Below are 16,802 nucleotides of genomic sequence, written 5' to 3' on the forward strand. Positions count from 1 at the left end.
TATGTAATAATAAACCTTAACACAAGTGGAGTAGTCTTATAATTTTTAAAAGAGGTGAAAATAATGAAACTTACAGTTGGAAAAGTAAAGGAATATGGTACATTCATGAACCTTACACTTGCTAAATCTGGTAAACCTGGTGATGGTAAGCATGGAAAAGGTAAAAGAGGAATGAAGAAAGCTTAATACTTTTAAGTTCCGTCAAAATAGTATTTTTGTAGAGAGAGTTTGCATGTAGCAACTCTCTCATTCTATAACTATATGGAAATGGAGAGAGAAATTGAAACATGATAATTAGACAAAATGATATGGTGTCTTCAACAATTCATGATGAAGAAGTGGTTCTCTTAGATATGTCTAAAGAAATTTATTATGGTCTGGAAGGGGCAACAATGTTGTTGTGGAATGAATTGTCTGATGGCCCTGTAGATACCATAAAGATTCTGGAGAAATGGAAATCTAAATATGATCATTCAGAAGAAGAAGTGGAACATATTTTCTCACAATCCTTACATGAGCTTACTTCTAGAGATTTGGTTGTGATTGACACATGATAATTAAATTATTTCAAAAAAACACAGATTATAAGGTTTATTCCCTTATTATTCATTCATTGATACGTAATATGTTCATGAATGGGGATTTTAAAAAATCTTATCAAAAACTAGCTGTTCAGATGTTTCCTCTGTATGAAAGTGCAATACGTAGAAAAGAAAATTCTATTAACCAAAAACAATTGAAAGAAATAGGTGAATATTTATTTGAACTTGATGAAGAGGAGCAAGTAGTAGCAACATGTGTTTCAGTGGCAGCGACTTTACAAGTAATTTTGTTTTGTAAGGGTATTCAAGCTGAATTGCTTATTGGTGTTAAAAAAATTGATGGAAAACTATTTGCTCATGCATGGGTTAAACTTCCTAATGGTGAAGTTATTGACCCACAAGATAAATATAGTGATCTAAAAGTAACGCAGATATTTAAATTAAAAGATGAAGCTGAAAGGTGGGCTGTTTCAGTAATATGAAAATATGGGTTGTAATGAAAAGTAGAAATAAATCTACTTGGAAAAGTTGGACAAATAATATCTCTAGTTGGTTAGAAGATTCTTTGATAAGTTACAAAGAGACGGCACAGGAAGAAGTTAGCATGGCAGAGTTCACTTACAGATATGAAATATATAAAAGAATTAATATTCAGAAAGAAAAGTTAAATGTTCCTTTTGTAATGGATGGTTGGCTGAAATCTTCTCGATCAACAAATATATCAACTGAAGAAAGAGAAGAATTATATCAATATGCAGGTGGAAATTTAGATGAATTGTTGTCTGGTGGTGATTTTACTTTTTCAATATGGAATAAAGAATCTAAATCTTTAATTTTTTGTAGCGATTTGTATGGAACACGTCCTATTTATTACTGGGTTAGTCCCCATAAAGAACTATTTGTATCCAATGATCTTAGAGCACTTTTACATATTAACCATATTCCATTTGAAATTGACTATGAACATTGTTTTTTACATTTAACTTCTCAATATGCAATGGGGGAAAAAAACTTTGAAGAAGATACATTTTTCAAAGGAATTAAAAAGATTCCCGCTGCTACCATTGCAGAGTGGAAATTGGATAAATTGAAATTAACAAAATATTGGGGTATGGAAGACTTATTAAAGTTACCTATGATTCAAAAAGATTATGTTCAGAAATTTCGTGATGCTATGATTGAATCCGTTAATGATCGCCTTTATCACTCTACTTCTATATTAGAAATAAGTGGAGGGTTAGATTCAGCTGGAGTTCTTGCAGCTGCTATTGCAGGCGGTAACAAACATAAAGTATTGGGTGTAAATATATCATTTTCCAGCGACGATATGGTACAAAGCAATGATAGGGATATTGTGCGTAAGTTATTAACTGATCTACAAATACCTGGAATTATTATTTTAGGTGACAATACATTAAAAATTGCAAATGCGGAAATCGGGAGAGATCCCTTATGGTATATAGATGGACCTGACCCAAGAGCTAATGTGTTAATTAATGAAATGTATAATGCTATTGCTAATGAATTCAAAACTGACTTTGGTTTGACAGGTGAAGGTGGAGACTTTTTATTTTCTGGAGATGAGTATGTATTAGATTCTTTGATTAGACAAGGAAAATTTAAGAAAATGTTACAAACAACATGGGATTGGTCTGATCATAAATTAGGTAAAGCAATTCAACTAGGGGCAATTTATGGTATTGCTCCATTTATTCCTGTGCTCAATGATAGATTATATTATAAGTTAGCTTGGTCAGATGATGAGTATGAGATGCCACAATATTTCACACACACTCATCGAGAGAGAGAAAATAAAGCAAAAAAGGATGACTATAAACGTTATCTTAATAGTAAACCACTTAAATATTGGGGAAGTAGATTCCATTATGACTATACATGGCCTAGAGCCAGTTATTTAGATGCCATTGGAATTTCAATGCAAAATATGCATCCTTTCTATGATCGTAGAATGATAGAATTATCATTTTCTGTACCAATGGAACAACATTTTAATCTTGAAAGAGGAAAAGAAGAGAATTATTTTGGAACAAAGATGTTGATTCGTAATGCATTTACGGATATTTTACCTTCTTATATTCATAATCGAGTAACCAAGACGTCCTACGCACATATGGCTAGGAAAAGTTTAATGAATGAACGTAGTAATTTATTAAATTTATTTGATCATTCAGAGGAAGTAATACTAGACCACTTAGAAATTATTGATAAGAAAAAGTTTTGGGAACATTTATTAGGGATGTTAATCCGTTCCTCGGATATTAATAATGATTTAGGTATGTCATTTCAATATTTGTCTATGGTTGTACAAATGGAAATATGGTTAAGAGAGATGAGTAAAGGGAAAAATCATGTATTAGAAAGGGCAAAACCATGTAAACCAAGGTGGTTATCAGATATCGAAATTATTGGTGAGAACCAAGGATTTGAGAATTTTAAAAGTCTCGGCTAAAAATAGGTGTTGGTGATGAAAATGTTACAAAATCAGGAGCATTCGGTTGATAGATTAAAAAATAAGCAGCGATACTTACTAGATCAGCTGAAAACAATGAAGCTTATAGGAACGATGATATGGGGGTCTGGACCTTTATTAATTATACTTATATTTCTGTTTATGTTAATACAAGGATTAATACCTGCAATTCAATTATTTTCTTCCAAGCAGATTATCGATGGTATTAGTGCAAAAGGGGAGAGTAGTGACATAAGTATTATCTGGGCGTGTATTTATGCTATCAGTATGATTCTAATGGTACTACTAGACTCTATAAAAAAATGGATTGGAAAAATTTTGTCGGAACGTTCTCTGCTATCTATCAATCTACTTCTTTTAGAGGCTTGGGAGAAAGTTCCTGGAATGAAGTTTTTTGATGAAAAAAAATATCGCAATCGTTTAGATACATTGCAAGATGCTACTGGATGGTTACCATCTCAAATTATAACGGTCAGTATAAATTTTATTACAGGCCTAATATCAATTGGTGGAATCATTTTATTAATAGGTAGCTTATCACCTATCCTTGCGGTTTTACTTGTGTTAAGCACAATACCCTATGCTCTTAAGCAGAACAAGTATGGTGAATTGGATTGGGAATACGAAAAAGAATTGGCAGAAGATCGACGCCGTATGAATTATGCTCGTGATATGCTGTTAGGTCGCCGTGCTAGTAAGGAAGTTAGACTATTTAGTTTAGAATCATTTTTTTTAAAACTGTATCGAATGAAATTCCAAAATATATTCACACGATTTAAAATAATGCAAAAATCATTTGTGCGTGGATCAATTTTAACGGGTTTATTATCTGGAATTGTTGCGGGATTAGGTTACTTATGGATTATATATCAAATCAGTAATGAATCTATATCACTTGGGGATATTGCTCTATACTTATTGGCTATCTTTCAGTTATCAAAAGAATTAATGGGAGTAAGTAATGATGGGGCTGATGCTCTTGAATTATGGCGTATGGGTACAGATTTTCGTATATTTATTGAATCCGAACCAGATATACATCAAGTACCTAATCCTCAGACAGGATTGTATGGGGAACCAATGTCCATTGAATTTAGAAATGTTACTTTTAAATATCCATATGGCAAGCATGAAGAAGAAGAAGAAGAAGATGATGATGATGATGATGAGTATGAATATGAATATGAAGAAGATGATGATTCATTAGAAGACTATGATATTGATAGCCATGCAAGTTTCGACGATCAAGACAATGATAGAGAATACATACTGAATAATGTGAGTTTCAAGATATTACCTGGTGAACATGTAGCTTTAGTAGGTGGTAATGGTTCAGGAAAAACAACAATTGTCAAATTACTTTGTCGATTTTATGAGCCGACTAGTGGTTCTATATTAATCAATGGTCGAGATATTAAGACATTAGATATTAATGAATTACGAAGCAATATCTCTGCTATTTTTCAAGATTATGGGAAATACAGTTTGACAGTTGAAGAGAATATTACTATCTCTGATTTACAGAGACAAGATAAACAGAAATTGAAAGAAGTAGCTACAATTGCACAAGTAGATGAATTTATAAAAAAGTTACCTAATAAGTATAATAGTTTACTAGGACCAGAATGGGGAGGAGAAGATTTATCAGGTGGACAATGGCAACGTATAGCAATAGCTCGCGCTATTTATCAAGACTCTGATTTAATTATTATGGATGAACCTACTGCTGCTCTTGATATAAGAGCTGAGTATGAGCTATATAACAACTTTCGTGCGCTTGCAAAAGGAAAATCTGTACTATTAATCTCACATCGCTTTAGCACAGTAAAAATGGCTAATCGTATTCTGGTTTTAAAAAATGGTTCTATTGTAGAAGAAGGAGAGCATAAACAGTTAATGGAACTGGGTGGAGAATATGCAAAAATGTACAAAGTACAAGCTGAATATTTTTATGAAAATAAAGACTAAATGGAAAGAGGTTAAATTTGCTTGTTGGGGATTGAAGTTAATTTATCAAGCAAATCCGCAAAGAACCACTTTTGTCTTAATGATTAAGTTATTAGAATCTTTATTGGGGCCAATACTTGTTTGGCTAAGCGCAAAAATTATTGACGGTTTACTCAAGAATCATCAAGCTTTTTTTGAGTTCGGACCCATATTTTGGATGGTAGTAATATTTGTGAGTTTAACAATTTTTATTGATTTACTTGCTCCAATTGTAGAAATGAATAAAAAGCTACTTACTGCACAAATTCAAAAATATATTGATGAACTTTTAATTAACCAAGCAAATTCATTTGAAGATATCGCACCATTTGATGATCAAAACTTTTACACTAAGGTGAAAGTTGCAAGATACAATGAGTATTTTGTGACGTTATGGTTGGACATGGTAGCAAATACATTTGGTGGTATTGTTCAAATTATAGCAGGATCAATTTTGATTTGGACAGTTATTCCATTTGTTCCATTCATATTTATTATTTTAGCTCTTCCTAAAATATTTGTAGAAGCAAAGCTGAATAATGTTACATTTGAGGGACGAGAAGAAGTTCAAGAGTTAAGAAGAAGAGCTGAATATTACGTTAGTATTCCTCTCAACCATGAGTTAGTAAATGAAGTTAAAATGTATAATTTGACAGCATTTTTTAAGGGGAAATATAAAAATGTTACTAATCAATTGATTAAAACTTTATCACACGATCAAAAGAAATTAACTTTGCATAATGTAGGATGGGGACTTTTAGAAGCTATAGTAAGTGGATTGGTTTTAATTATAATTGTAAAAAAAGCTGTTTCTGGAACTATTGCTATTGGTGACTTATTATTATTTATTGGGGCATTGTTCCAAATGAGAGAAGGAGTAAATGAGCTATTCTCTGTATTTGCAATTGGAGCCAGAGAAATGGTTAATATTCGTAATATTGCTACATTTATTTCGTACAAATCCCCGAAAATAGCAGGTACCTTATCATTTCCATCTAACATTCAAAAAGGATTTAGGTTGAAAAACGTTCGCTTTTCTTATCAAAAAGGGGAAGATGTTTTAAACATTGATCATTTGGTGATACCTGAAGGAAAAGTTACAGTATTAGTTGGAGAAAATGGATCTGGAAAAAGCACATTGGTAAAATTGTTACTCAAGCTTTATGAACCAATCAGTGGCACCATTTATTTTAATGAAAAACCACTTCATGCCTATAACACTAATGTAATGCGCATGAACTCTACAGCTGTGTTCCAAGATTTTGTCCGCTATGAAATGAATCTAAAGTCAAATATTGCTGTAGGTGATATAAATAATTTTGATGATATGTCTTTGATACAAAATTCAGCTCACCTTGGAGGAGCTGATAAATTGGTATCTCAATTGCCAGAAGGCTATGAGACAGAACTTGGACGTTTTTTCGGTGGTATTAATCTTTCAGGTGGACAATGGCAACGTATCGCGATGGCACGAGCATTTATGAAAGACGAATCAGCAAAGATTTTAATTTTCGATGAACCCACATCGGCTTTAGATCCTTTTATGGAATATGAAATATTTACTCGTTTAAAACAGTTAGGAAACAATAAAACGGTGATTATTATCTCACATCAACTTAGCACAGCCAAATTAGCAGATAATGTTGTTCTTCTACAGCAAGGAGAAGTCATTGAATATGGAAATCATCATACTTTAATGGAACATGGAGGAGTATATGCTGAGTTATATAACATGCAAGCAGATAAATACCGTGAAGTTGAAAGGAAAGAATAATTTTATGTCTTTTCTTTCTACAATTTTTATGGGAAAAAGAAAATCAAAATACACTTTACTTATTTATATGGTGGGATCAGATTTAGAGAGCGAATATCAAGAAGCAAGTATGAATATAAAAGATTTAATGAAAATTGGATCTTCTCGTCATGTTAACGTTATATTAGAAACAGGAGGAGCAAAGAAATGGGAATTAGATCTTATTTCCTCAGAACGTAATCAACGATGGATTGTCCAAAAAAATAATTTAAAGTTAATACAAGATGATGAAAAGAGAAATATGGATACTAATGAGGCATTAAGTGATTTTTTAATTTGGGGTATAAATCAATATCCCGCTGAACAATACATATTGATTCTATGGGGACATGGATTAGGTTCGGTAGATGGGTATGGTGGAGATGAATTGTATGGTAATAAGGCAATAACATTATTTACATTGCAAGCTGCTTTGAAAGAAGCCTTTGATGAAACAAAACAAAAATTTAATATTATTAGCTTCGATGCTTGTAGTATGGCTGGGATTGAAACTGCTTACTCAATAAGGCATTATGCCGATTACTTAGTAGCTTCTGTAGATTATACTAATCGTAATGGATTGGATTATAAAACAATTATTGAATCTTTACAACAAGTTCCTACATTATCTGCGAAGGAGTTAGGGGAAGTCATGGTCAATAGTTATCGAATGTACTCCAAAGAAAATGGGGAAAAAGAAGATTTACAAAAAGGAGTTATTGATCTAAGTAAAATTGATTATATTGTAGAGATTGTAGATAGTTTAGGAGAAAAACTATTAGAAGATATAGAAGAACATTCAAAATTCAATGTAATAATAGAAGCAAGAAATTATTCTGAAGAATATGGCGAAGAAGCTGATATGGTAGATTTAGCAGATTTAGTCAGCCATCTAGATAATCGACTTAATTACAAGAAAGAAGCTAATGCAATTTGTAAGGCAATTGAAGAAGCTGTTATTTATAATATGAAGACTCCTGAGCATCCTAAAGGGAAAGGGATTTCTATCTATTTTCCAAAACATGATGAAAATAGATTTAAAGAAAAGTCTTTAATTTATCAACAAAATGAATTTTCACTCCATTATAGGGAGTTTATTAAATTATATTCTGAAAAACTAATAAAAGGAGAAAATAGGAATGAAAATATGTATCAAGGAACTTAACGGTGGTGCGGATAACCAAGAATGCATAAAGGAAATTGTAGAATTGTGGAATAAAAATGCTATAGAAACTGCAGAATGTGAATTAGATGAGAGTGATAGGAAGGCTATCCAGGAGCAAATAGAACAATTTATCCAATCAAAATATGGTGTGGTTTTTGTAGCAATTAATGAGAACCAGCAAACTATTGGCTATGGTATTGCTTCTATGAAACAAGATTTAGTTAGCGATATGTTATATGGTCAAGTAGATGAAGTTTATGTAGCACCAGAATATCGAAGAAAGAAAGTTGCTAAAAACTTAGCAACGGATTTAATGGACTGGTTTAACCAAAAGGATATTTCTTTAATCCATGTTTATGTTGATCTAGAAAATGAGCTAGCCTTAGAGTTTTGGGAGAAAATGGGTTTGGATAGGGAGTTTTTTATTCTATCAAATAATTAATTTATAATAAAATACGTATCTCTATTATAAAAAATTGCTATTTATTAGGGGTCTGGTGCAAAAACTTTAGGGCAATTGCAAGTAATCTCTAAATCTTGGGCATACTGATATTATTACTCTAAAAAAAGGGGTGCGATCGGTATGGGAAAGCAAAATTTATTCAAATGGAAGCATTATCAGCCTGACATTATTTTGTTAACAGTGAGATGGTACCTACGGTACAGCCTCAGTTTTCGTGATTTGGTGGAAATGCTGGAGGAACGCGGCTTATCCATGGCTCACACAACGATTATACGTTGGGTTCATCAATATGGACCTGAATTGGACAAACGCATCCGTCGTCACCTCAAACAAACAAGTGACTCTTGGAGAGTCGATGAAACATATATCAAAGTAAAAGGTCAATGGATGTATTTGGATCGTGCTATTGATTCGAAAGGAAACACAATTGATTTTTTCCTAAATAAAACAAGAGACCAGAAGGCTGCAAAACGCTTTTTCAAGAAAGCTTTGCGGTCTTTTCATGTTTCAAAGCCACGTGTTATAACGGTCGATAAGAACCCGGCTTATCCTATAGCAATTGAACAGTTGAAAAAAGAAAAAAGCATACCTGATGGTATGCAATTTAGACAATAAAAGTACTTGAATAACATAGTAGAATAAGATCATCGCTTTATAAAGAAGCGAATCCGTTCTATGCTAGGGTTAAATGTTTTGACACAGCTACATCCATTCTTTCTGGATTAGAAGTCATGCATATGATTAAAAAAGAACAGATTGATTTACAAGACCAGTCTGTCCAAAATCAGAAAGAATTCATCCATCAATTGTTTGGATTTGCAGCATAAGATACGATTCCGTTAGGAATATATACGCTTTATTCTCTTTTATTTTATCTTTGCACCAAAACCGTATAAAATATACAACTAGAATTACAAAACATATCACTTCTTCTAAATGATACAATTAGGAAAAGGAGGAGAGAATATGTACGATTACAAATTTGTTAAAGTCGAAGCTAATAAATGGAATGGGGAACCTAAAGAAGATTATAAACGTATTATTGCCGAACATGCTGAAGAAGGTTGGAAATTTGTTCAAATCTTTGCTCCAGCAACTGCAGGATACGCTAAATATTTTGAGATTATCTTCGAACGAACCAAATAACTCCTGTCGAGAACGAGAGGGGTTTGCAATAACTTCCAATAACGGATTTTACGTCAACTAGTACCTCTTACGAGGGGCTAGTTGTTATTTTTGTTGTATACATATTAGAAGCATAAGTTGGCCGCAAACTAAAAGAAGCATAAGTTGACCAAAACGGCCATCTTATGCTTCTTGTCACAACAAAAGTAATGACAATATTAAATTTTCGAAATGAAAATAAGAGAAATTTAGTATACTTGTTATATTGAATTCCTCTTATTCTATTTTTTATTATGTAATAATTTCGTTTAGCTAATTAAAACTTAGCAGAGAAGAGACGCTAAAAAACTACAAGAAATGACGAGTAAATTTAAAGTATAATAACAGCAAATAAGTAAGGTGAAAATGATATCACCTTACTTATTTTTCTGCTTAATAACTAGGGGAGCTATTGAAGGAATGAGAAAAAGAAATAAACTATGGAATTTATGGAAAACCATTACACTGTTAGTTTGTACCGTTGTAATTGTTTCTTTACTCGTAACAGACGTTTTAATTAGCCATAATGTTGAACAGGCGACAGAAGATAACCAAACAGAGAAGGCAAAAACGATTGCACGTATTGTGGCGAATGATTCTATTGTAATTGATGGGTTGACGGGGAAGGTAGATCCCTCCTTGATTCAGGTGTATACAAATAAGCTATTAAAGAATACAGATGTACAATTTATTGTAGTTATGGATATGAATGGAATACGAAAATCTCATCCAGACCCTCAAAAAATAGGGCATCATTTTCTTGGAGGCGATGAAGGACCTGTATTGAAGGGAAAGGAACACGTCTCGTTAGCAAAAGGAACTTTAGGGATTTCTATGCGAGTATTCGTACCTATTTTTGCTGACACAGGTGAGCAACTTGGTGCGGTCGCTGTTGGCATTTCAGCTGATAATATAAAAGAGAGGGTGAAAGAAAGTAGACATATTATTTATATCGGTGTTGGTGTTGGAATATTGGTTGGAATTATAGGAGCGATATTGCTAGCTAGACATATAAAGAAAAGTTTATTTGGTCTTGAGCCGCATAGGATAGCGAAAATTCTTGAAGAAAGAAATACGATGCTACAATCTGTAAAAGAAGGTATTATTGCTGTAGATAAAGAGGCAAAAGTAACGTTAATTAATAATGAAGCAAAACGAATATTAAAGAAAGATGGAATTACAGAAGATTTTATCGGTAAAGATATTGAATTGTATACGCAGAATTCACGTATGAAAGAAGTGTTGCAAACAGGGGAGGTACAATTAAACGAAGAACTAAATTTTTATGGGGTTACGATTGTTACGAATCGGGTTCCTTTATATGTAAAAGGAGAAATAGTTGGCGTGATTGCAACATTTCGTGATAAAACAGAGATTAGAAAATTGGCAGAGGAACTAACCGGTATCAGGCTATATGCGGAAGCATTACGGGCACAATCTCATGAATTTATGAATAAGATGCATGTCGTGCTAGGACTTACACATATGAAACAGTATGAAGAACTTCAAAAATATGTAAGTATTATGGTGTCAGAGCATAAATATGAAATTGGGGGGATTATGAAAAAAATTCAAAGCCCAGTATTTGCTGGATTTTTACTAGGTAAACTTAGTTATGCTAGAGAGAAAAATATAAAGTTAATTATAAAAGAAGATTCTTACTTACCAGATATATATGATGAACGTATCATCCATGAACTGATCACCATTGTCGGAAATTTAATTAATAATGCATTAGACGCAGTGGTGGATTGTGAGAAGAAGAAGGTTGAAATTGGAATACAATATGGGGATACATTAATCATTACAGTGCAAGATACAGGCAAAGGCATACAAGAAAATGAAATTGATACGTTATTTATAAAAGGTTATTCCACAAAGGGTGATAATCGAGGGTATGGTTTGCATCTTGTAAAGGAAAGCATACAGCGAATAAATGGGGACATTCATGTTCATTCATTGTTAGGAACGGGAACGACAATAACGATTGAAATACCTAAAAGTAGGGATGAGAGATAAGATGATCAAAGTTTTGATTTTAGAAGATGACCCGATGGTCGCAATGTTAAATACGCATTATTTAGAGCAAGTGGGAGGGTTTGAACTTGTCCATGCAGTTAAATCAGTTAAAGCAGCGATAGAAGTATTAGAGAAATCACAAGTAGATTTAGTATTACTTGATATTTTTATGCCTGAAGAGACCGGGTTTGAGCTTTTAATGCATATTCGGAATCAAGAGAAAGAAATCGATATTATGATGATTTCAGCTGTACATGATATGGGGAGTATCAAAAAAGCATTACAATATGGCGTGGTAGATTATTTAATTAAACCATTTACATTTGAACGATTTAAAGAGGCATTAACTGTATATCGAGAAAAATTTACTTTTATGAAAGAACAACCAGAAATTAGTCAATCGGAATTAGATTCGCTAATTTTACAAAAAGAAAAAAGAGTGCCCTTTGACGATAAAGTGCTTCCAAAAGGATTAACGAAGCAAACGTTGCAATTAATTTGGCAGAAGATCGAGTCGCTGAATGGACGAGCGTTTACAACAGATGAAATGGCACAATTAGTAGGAGTTTCAAGAGTTTCTATTCGAAAGTATGTAATGTTTTTGACTGAAATCGGAGTATTAGAGAATGAAATAGTGTATCAAAATGTGGGAAGACCAGTGAGTAAATTGAGATGTATTGACCAAAATAAAATAGATTTTTACGTATAAGCGACTTATTATAAGTCGCTTATATTTTTTTAATTACAAAAGTAATTATAAAAATTACAAAAACTATTTTTACTATTGAAAGCATTTTAATATTATTGTTCAGATGAATTAAAGGAAGTAGAAATGCAAGTAAAAAAGAGAATAAAGGGGTCTGGAGCATACCGGATCATCTTGACGGAATAAAACACAAATTAAATCGAAAAGATGCTGCAGCATAAATTCTGCAAAACTAGAATATTAAAATTTTATTCATCAAGTTATTAATATAATAAAAATATATCGGTTCACAAGGAGATGTTTAGTTTGTTGAATTATGAAAAAAACGCAGCAGTTTTAAAAGCATTAGCTCATCCAATACGAATTAAAATTTTGAAAGAGTTAATTACAAGAGGGGCATGTAATGTAACTCAAATTGTAGATATTCTTGGTATCCCACAATCTACTGTTTCGCAGCATTTATCGAAGATGAAATCTCAAAAATTAATTATGAGTGATAGAAAAGGATTACAGATTTACTATAGTGCTCAAAACAAAACTATTAATTCCATTGTCGAAATGTTATTGGATTTGAAACTATTAATTGTAAATAAAAATTAGTAATCTTTCTGATTCTGGTGCAAAGATTGAGGCCTATCCAAGGCAGAATAGCTTATCTGCAACTTTATCAAACGATTTGAACAAACTCCTTATTTAAATAAAAGAAACCCCGATTGTCTGCGGGGCTCCTAAGGGTAATCGTCAAGTAATGACGTACTCGACTAATTAACGATATCATGAATTTTTTGGTAAAAATACTGGTAAATGTGTCCAAATGGATAGATAGGGCATCATTTTGAACAAAATCGTTATTATATGTAGAAAAAATAAAAGAACCCTCTGGTTATAAGCGGATTCTTCGTAACAGAAGCACCAAGAAGCTGGTCTAGAGCGACCTGGGTATTCACTTGGGTGATATTACTATATTCGAAGGGGATAGAAAGATTAATGGAAATTAAATAAAATCCTTATTTTAATACATGGTATATAAACAAAGAAGAGCCTGATATGGCTCTCAGGCTCTTCCCTCAATAGCAAAGAGTAAGTCTTTTAATTACCCTTCTACTACATAATACACAAAACTTATATGGATGTGTAGAACAGGAAATTCCAATATAACTATCTGAATATAGTGTTTAAAAATATATTCTAGATATTTTTAATAAGGAATTAAATTACAAATGTTGATTTACCGCGTTTTAGAAACTCATTTATATAAAGTTATAGTTAATAAAAGAATATTGAAATAATAAAATATGAAATATTACATATCGAATTGTAGAACGAGAAAAAGCGAAAACGGTAATTGAATGAAAACACTATTTGAGTAGAAAAGGTGACTGAGGGATATGGAATACGGAGTTTTTTTAGCAGGGGAGTTAATGCCAGAGCATAATGATTATTTTGAAGTTTGTAGAGAAGCACAGCAGTTAACTAGAGATACTGGTGTAGTTAACTGGGCGATGCCAATTGAAGAAAACAAGATAGCTAAAGAAAATTTCAATATTGAAGATATAGATGGTTGTGAGTTTGTAAAAAGCAAAACATTAGGGAATATGCTAATTTCATTTGATCAAGATATGGATGATTTTTATACAGGAGCAATTTACGTTGTTTATGCAGAAGGATCAGGAATAACAATTTCGCCTGAAATAGAAGCACAACGCCTTATTGATTCGAAGGAATGGACATTTGGATTAAAGGATATCTATATAAATAGGTAGAATCTAGTTATTTGGTTCACATTTTAATCCAAGAGGTACAAATTCGATGCGACGTGAAAAGGATTTGTTGAAACAGTGGAAGGCGGATTTGCAAGCTGTTCAAGAAGAGAAGAGACTGAAGAAGGCTAAGAAAAAGAATAAGAAATATAGCATTCCAGGTAATACAGCTGACTTCATGAATGGAAAGAATACTTATCATAAAGAGAATGGGGTATGGAAGCAAGGAAAGAAATGACTTGAGGATAAATAATTTTGATTAAGTTTATAGCAATTATCGTAGGCGCTGCCGTGATCTGGGTGGCGTCTTGTTTGTTGTTAAGGAAAGATAAGGATTAACAATACAAACGAACACAACGAACGAAAAGGAAACAAGGCTCAAATGAGCCCTGCTAGATGGAGAGCTACGATTAATTGACCGATAGCTGCAACGAACTCAGATGAAACACTGAGCTCGAAAGAACTAGTCTTGAAGTTCATATATATCATTCCTTTCTTAACAAGGATAATTTGGAGAAGGGAGGGTAGTGTATATCCTCCATATACCATTTTCAATAGATAAATCCTTATTTTTTCACAAGGATTTAAATAAGTAATGAAGAAAAATAGTGATAGTTAACAAAGTGAAGTTTATGCAGGAAATAACGGTGGTTTAAAGGTGAAAATAGCGTAAAATCAACGATGCATAAAAGATATTGTAAGTGGAAGTACTCTGAAGTGCAACAAACGTTGATATGACGGCATATTTCCCGAAAACCTTGTTTACATAAGTAATCTTATCGGTAGTTGTAAAAACATAAAATATTCTGTCTCAAAATCAAAAGTATTCTTATCTTATTGAGATATGATTAAAAATTTCTAAGATAGTTTTTATCTGCATTACATTTTTATTTTTATTTATTCGGCTATCCTATTTTTCAGAAATTACAAGATTTATATTATGATATGAATAAAATAAATGGATATACAGAAAAAAACCTTCCATCTCAAAACAAAAAGTAATCTTAGTTTTTGAGACGGAAGGTGAAATTGAAATGTCACCATGACATATATTCCTTCCCTATCCGTTTAAAAGAACCGTTTATCTCTTTCTTAATAAATAATATGGCACTGAATAACAATCTTTTCATACAATTAGTTCACTTTCTTACTATTTTCCACTTCAAATTCTTTCGGATATATTTCTTTTAACATCGTAGAGGTACTCCCCCCCCAATATTGATTAAAAGGTGTACTTAATTTGTTTTTCACCATCCATTTTCTTCCTCCTATTTTTAATAACTGTGAAACAGATATCCCTGCTTTATCTATCTCATCCTTAATTATTTTTTTCGCTTTCTCTTTTTCCCAAAATCTATTAGGTACTGATTTTAATTCCCATTCTTTAAATTGATTTGGATACGCCTCATTTAACATCTTATAGGGGCTATCCGACCAAAATCTCATGAGCGGTGTCCTCAACCCATTATTTACAATCCACTTCAAACTGTAATGTTTCTTTATATCTTCCTGAGACATGCCCTTTTCTTTGATAATCTGCTTAAAAATCTTTAAACTCTTTTCTTTATCGTTCCAAAATTTATTAGAAACTTTTTTTAATTCCCATTCTCTATATTGATTAGGATATGCTGCATTTAACATCTGATAGGCGTTTCTATTCCAATACTTCAACAGTGGTGTACCTAAATTTCTTTCTCTTAACCACTCCCCACTATACACATCAAGTACGTCTTCTTTTGTTAATTTTTCTTTTTTCTCAATCCACCAACGCAAGGCCAACAGCCCTTTTTCCTTAGTCCAAAAATTCTTAGGAACACATTTCAATTCCCACTCTTTAAATCGATCGGGATATGCTGCATTCAACATTTGATAGGGGCTACCATTAAAATAGCTCGAACATACCTCGCCTAGTTTATTTTCTATTAACCACTTCAAATCATACTTATTTAGTAATTGATACTCTGTTAATCTTTCTTTTTCCTCAATTATTCCCCTTAATATTTCCAATCCTTTTTCGTATGTCCAAAAACACTTAGGAGTATGCTTTAACTCCCATGGTTCAAATCGATTGGGATATGCTGCGTTTAACATCTCATATGGACTACTTCGATAAACCTGCATCACACTAGTTAATTTGAATTTTATAATGAGACTCTGGTTCCATTCTTCTTTAATATCATCATTGCTCCATTTTAAAACATCCTCAATTAAATATCGCGTTACCCTCCTTTTTAATTCCCCGTTTACATCTTCGCTCCACGTACCAGGAGGAAAACTTTTTCTTTTTCCATCTAATATTTCTCGATATATTTCCTCTATTTTTATTGTCAAGAATAGTTCACTCTCTTTCTAAAACTTCTCCTTATTCTTACCAGAAGTAATACCATTTGTGGTTTTATTGAAACACGAAGTTTTCGACGCGTAAATAGTAGAATTTCGCCAATTACATTTAATAATTTGAATAAACGAATCAATGCAACTCTAAATATTATACTAATAAAATTACTATTTAATTTCATTTTAGTAACGATAATAGTTACAACTTGATATATCCAATAAAAAGATAATAATTTCGACTCATTAGAATGATTAAATACAATTTAATAAACTATTAATATAATTTAATCGTACTCTGTATACAGTTTTCTTTTATTTAGATATGAAAAATTGCATCTAAACATAAGATGCGCCCTTTTGAACTACTCACCACTTAA

At 32.3% G+C, this 16,802-nt stretch carries 15 protein-coding genes and 1 pseudogene; 15 read left to right on the forward strand and 1 reads right to left on the reverse strand.

What is annotated here, in order from left to right; genetic code table 11:
- The first annotated feature begins 63 nt into the window (after window positions 1-63).
- The 15 genes and pseudogenes from COE49_RS28180 (at window position 64) to COE49_RS25395 (ending at window position 14,326) form a co-directional block, all read left to right on the forward strand.
- Window positions 64-186 (forward strand): lariocidin family lasso peptide, encoded by a 123-nt coding sequence (locus tag COE49_RS28180; protein ID WP_255291267.1) that lies wholly within the window; start codon window positions 64-66, stop codon window positions 184-186.
- Window positions 187-287: 101 nt separating this feature from the next.
- The gene (locus COE49_RS25330) at window positions 288-554 is read left to right on the forward strand and encodes a PqqD family peptide modification chaperone (RefSeq protein WP_088233251.1); all 267 of its coding nucleotides are present in this window, start codon (window positions 288-290) and stop codon (window positions 552-554) included.
- On the forward strand, window positions 551-1,024 hold the full coding sequence (locus COE49_RS25335; RefSeq protein ID WP_088233252.1) for a lasso peptide biosynthesis B2 protein: 474 nt from the start codon (window positions 551-553) through the stop codon (window positions 1,022-1,024). Before COE49_RS25330 ends, COE49_RS25335 begins: the two co-directional genes overlap by 4 nt.
- Window positions 1,021-3,012, forward strand: coding sequence for an asparagine synthase-related protein (locus COE49_RS25340; protein WP_088233253.1), 1,992 nt, complete (start codon window positions 1,021-1,023; stop codon window positions 3,010-3,012). Before COE49_RS25335 ends, COE49_RS25340 begins: the two co-directional genes overlap by 4 nt.
- A gap of 15 nt (window positions 3,013-3,027) precedes the next feature.
- Window positions 3,028-5,001, forward strand: coding sequence for an ABC transporter ATP-binding protein (locus tag COE49_RS25345; RefSeq protein WP_098946143.1), 1,974 nt, complete (start codon window positions 3,028-3,030; stop codon window positions 4,999-5,001).
- A complete protein-coding gene (locus COE49_RS25350; RefSeq protein WP_249278348.1) occupies window positions 4,949-6,793 on the forward strand; it encodes an ABC transporter ATP-binding protein in 1,845 nt (614 codons plus the stop codon). Before COE49_RS25345 ends, COE49_RS25350 begins: the two co-directional genes overlap by 53 nt.
- Window positions 6,771-7,976 (forward strand): clostripain-related cysteine peptidase, encoded by a 1,206-nt coding sequence (locus COE49_RS25355; RefSeq protein WP_176548486.1) that lies wholly within the window; start codon window positions 6,771-6,773, stop codon window positions 7,974-7,976. The genes COE49_RS25350 and COE49_RS25355 overlap by 23 nt, the downstream gene beginning before the upstream one ends.
- Complete coding sequence (locus COE49_RS25360; RefSeq protein WP_088233256.1) at window positions 7,951-8,418, forward strand: GNAT family N-acetyltransferase; 468 nt, start codon at window positions 7,951-7,953, stop codon at window positions 8,416-8,418. The genes COE49_RS25355 and COE49_RS25360 overlap by 26 nt, the downstream gene beginning before the upstream one ends.
- A gap of 141 nt (window positions 8,419-8,559) precedes the next feature.
- A pseudogene (locus COE49_RS25365) lies at window positions 8,560-9,266 on the forward strand (IS6 family transposase).
- Window positions 9,267-9,405: 139 nt separating this feature from the next.
- On the forward strand, window positions 9,406-9,585 hold the full coding sequence (locus COE49_RS25370; protein ID WP_078212233.1) for a DUF4177 domain-containing protein: 180 nt from the start codon (window positions 9,406-9,408) through the stop codon (window positions 9,583-9,585).
- A 438-nt stretch (window positions 9,586-10,023) separates the two neighbouring features.
- Window positions 10,024-11,622, forward strand: coding sequence for a sensor histidine kinase (locus COE49_RS25375; protein ID WP_088233257.1), 1,599 nt, complete (start codon window positions 10,024-10,026; stop codon window positions 11,620-11,622).
- A 1-nt stretch (window position 11,623) separates the two neighbouring features.
- Window positions 11,624-12,331, forward strand: coding sequence for a response regulator (locus COE49_RS25380; protein ID WP_088233258.1), 708 nt, complete (start codon window positions 11,624-11,626; stop codon window positions 12,329-12,331).
- A gap of 303 nt (window positions 12,332-12,634) precedes the next feature.
- Window positions 12,635-12,928 carry an ArsR/SmtB family transcription factor gene (locus COE49_RS25385; protein ID WP_088233259.1) on the forward strand — a complete coding sequence of 98 codons (294 nt, stop codon included), beginning with the start codon at window positions 12,635-12,637 and terminating at the stop codon, window positions 12,926-12,928.
- 788 nt (window positions 12,929-13,716) lie between these two features.
- A complete protein-coding gene (locus COE49_RS25390) occupies window positions 13,717-14,091 on the forward strand; it encodes a hypothetical protein (RefSeq protein ID WP_088233260.1) in 375 nt (124 codons plus the stop codon).
- A 46-nt stretch (window positions 14,092-14,137) separates the two neighbouring features.
- A complete protein-coding gene (locus COE49_RS25395) occupies window positions 14,138-14,326 on the forward strand; it encodes a hypothetical protein (RefSeq protein ID WP_088233261.1) in 189 nt (62 codons plus the stop codon).
- A gap of 896 nt (window positions 14,327-15,222) precedes the next feature.
- Here the strand turns inward: COE49_RS25395 and COE49_RS25400 are convergent.
- Window positions 15,223-16,419, reverse strand: a complete 1,197-nt coding sequence (locus tag COE49_RS25400; RefSeq protein ID WP_088233262.1) for a DUF4046 domain-containing protein — start codon at window positions 16,417-16,419, stop codon at window positions 15,223-15,225.
- Between the last annotated feature and the right edge of the window lie 383 nt (window positions 16,420-16,802).

Source organism: Bacillus sp. AFS029637, from assembly GCF_002584985.1.
In the GTDB taxonomy this organism is placed as follows: Bacteria; Bacillota; Bacilli; order Bacillales; family Bacillaceae_G; genus Bacillus_A.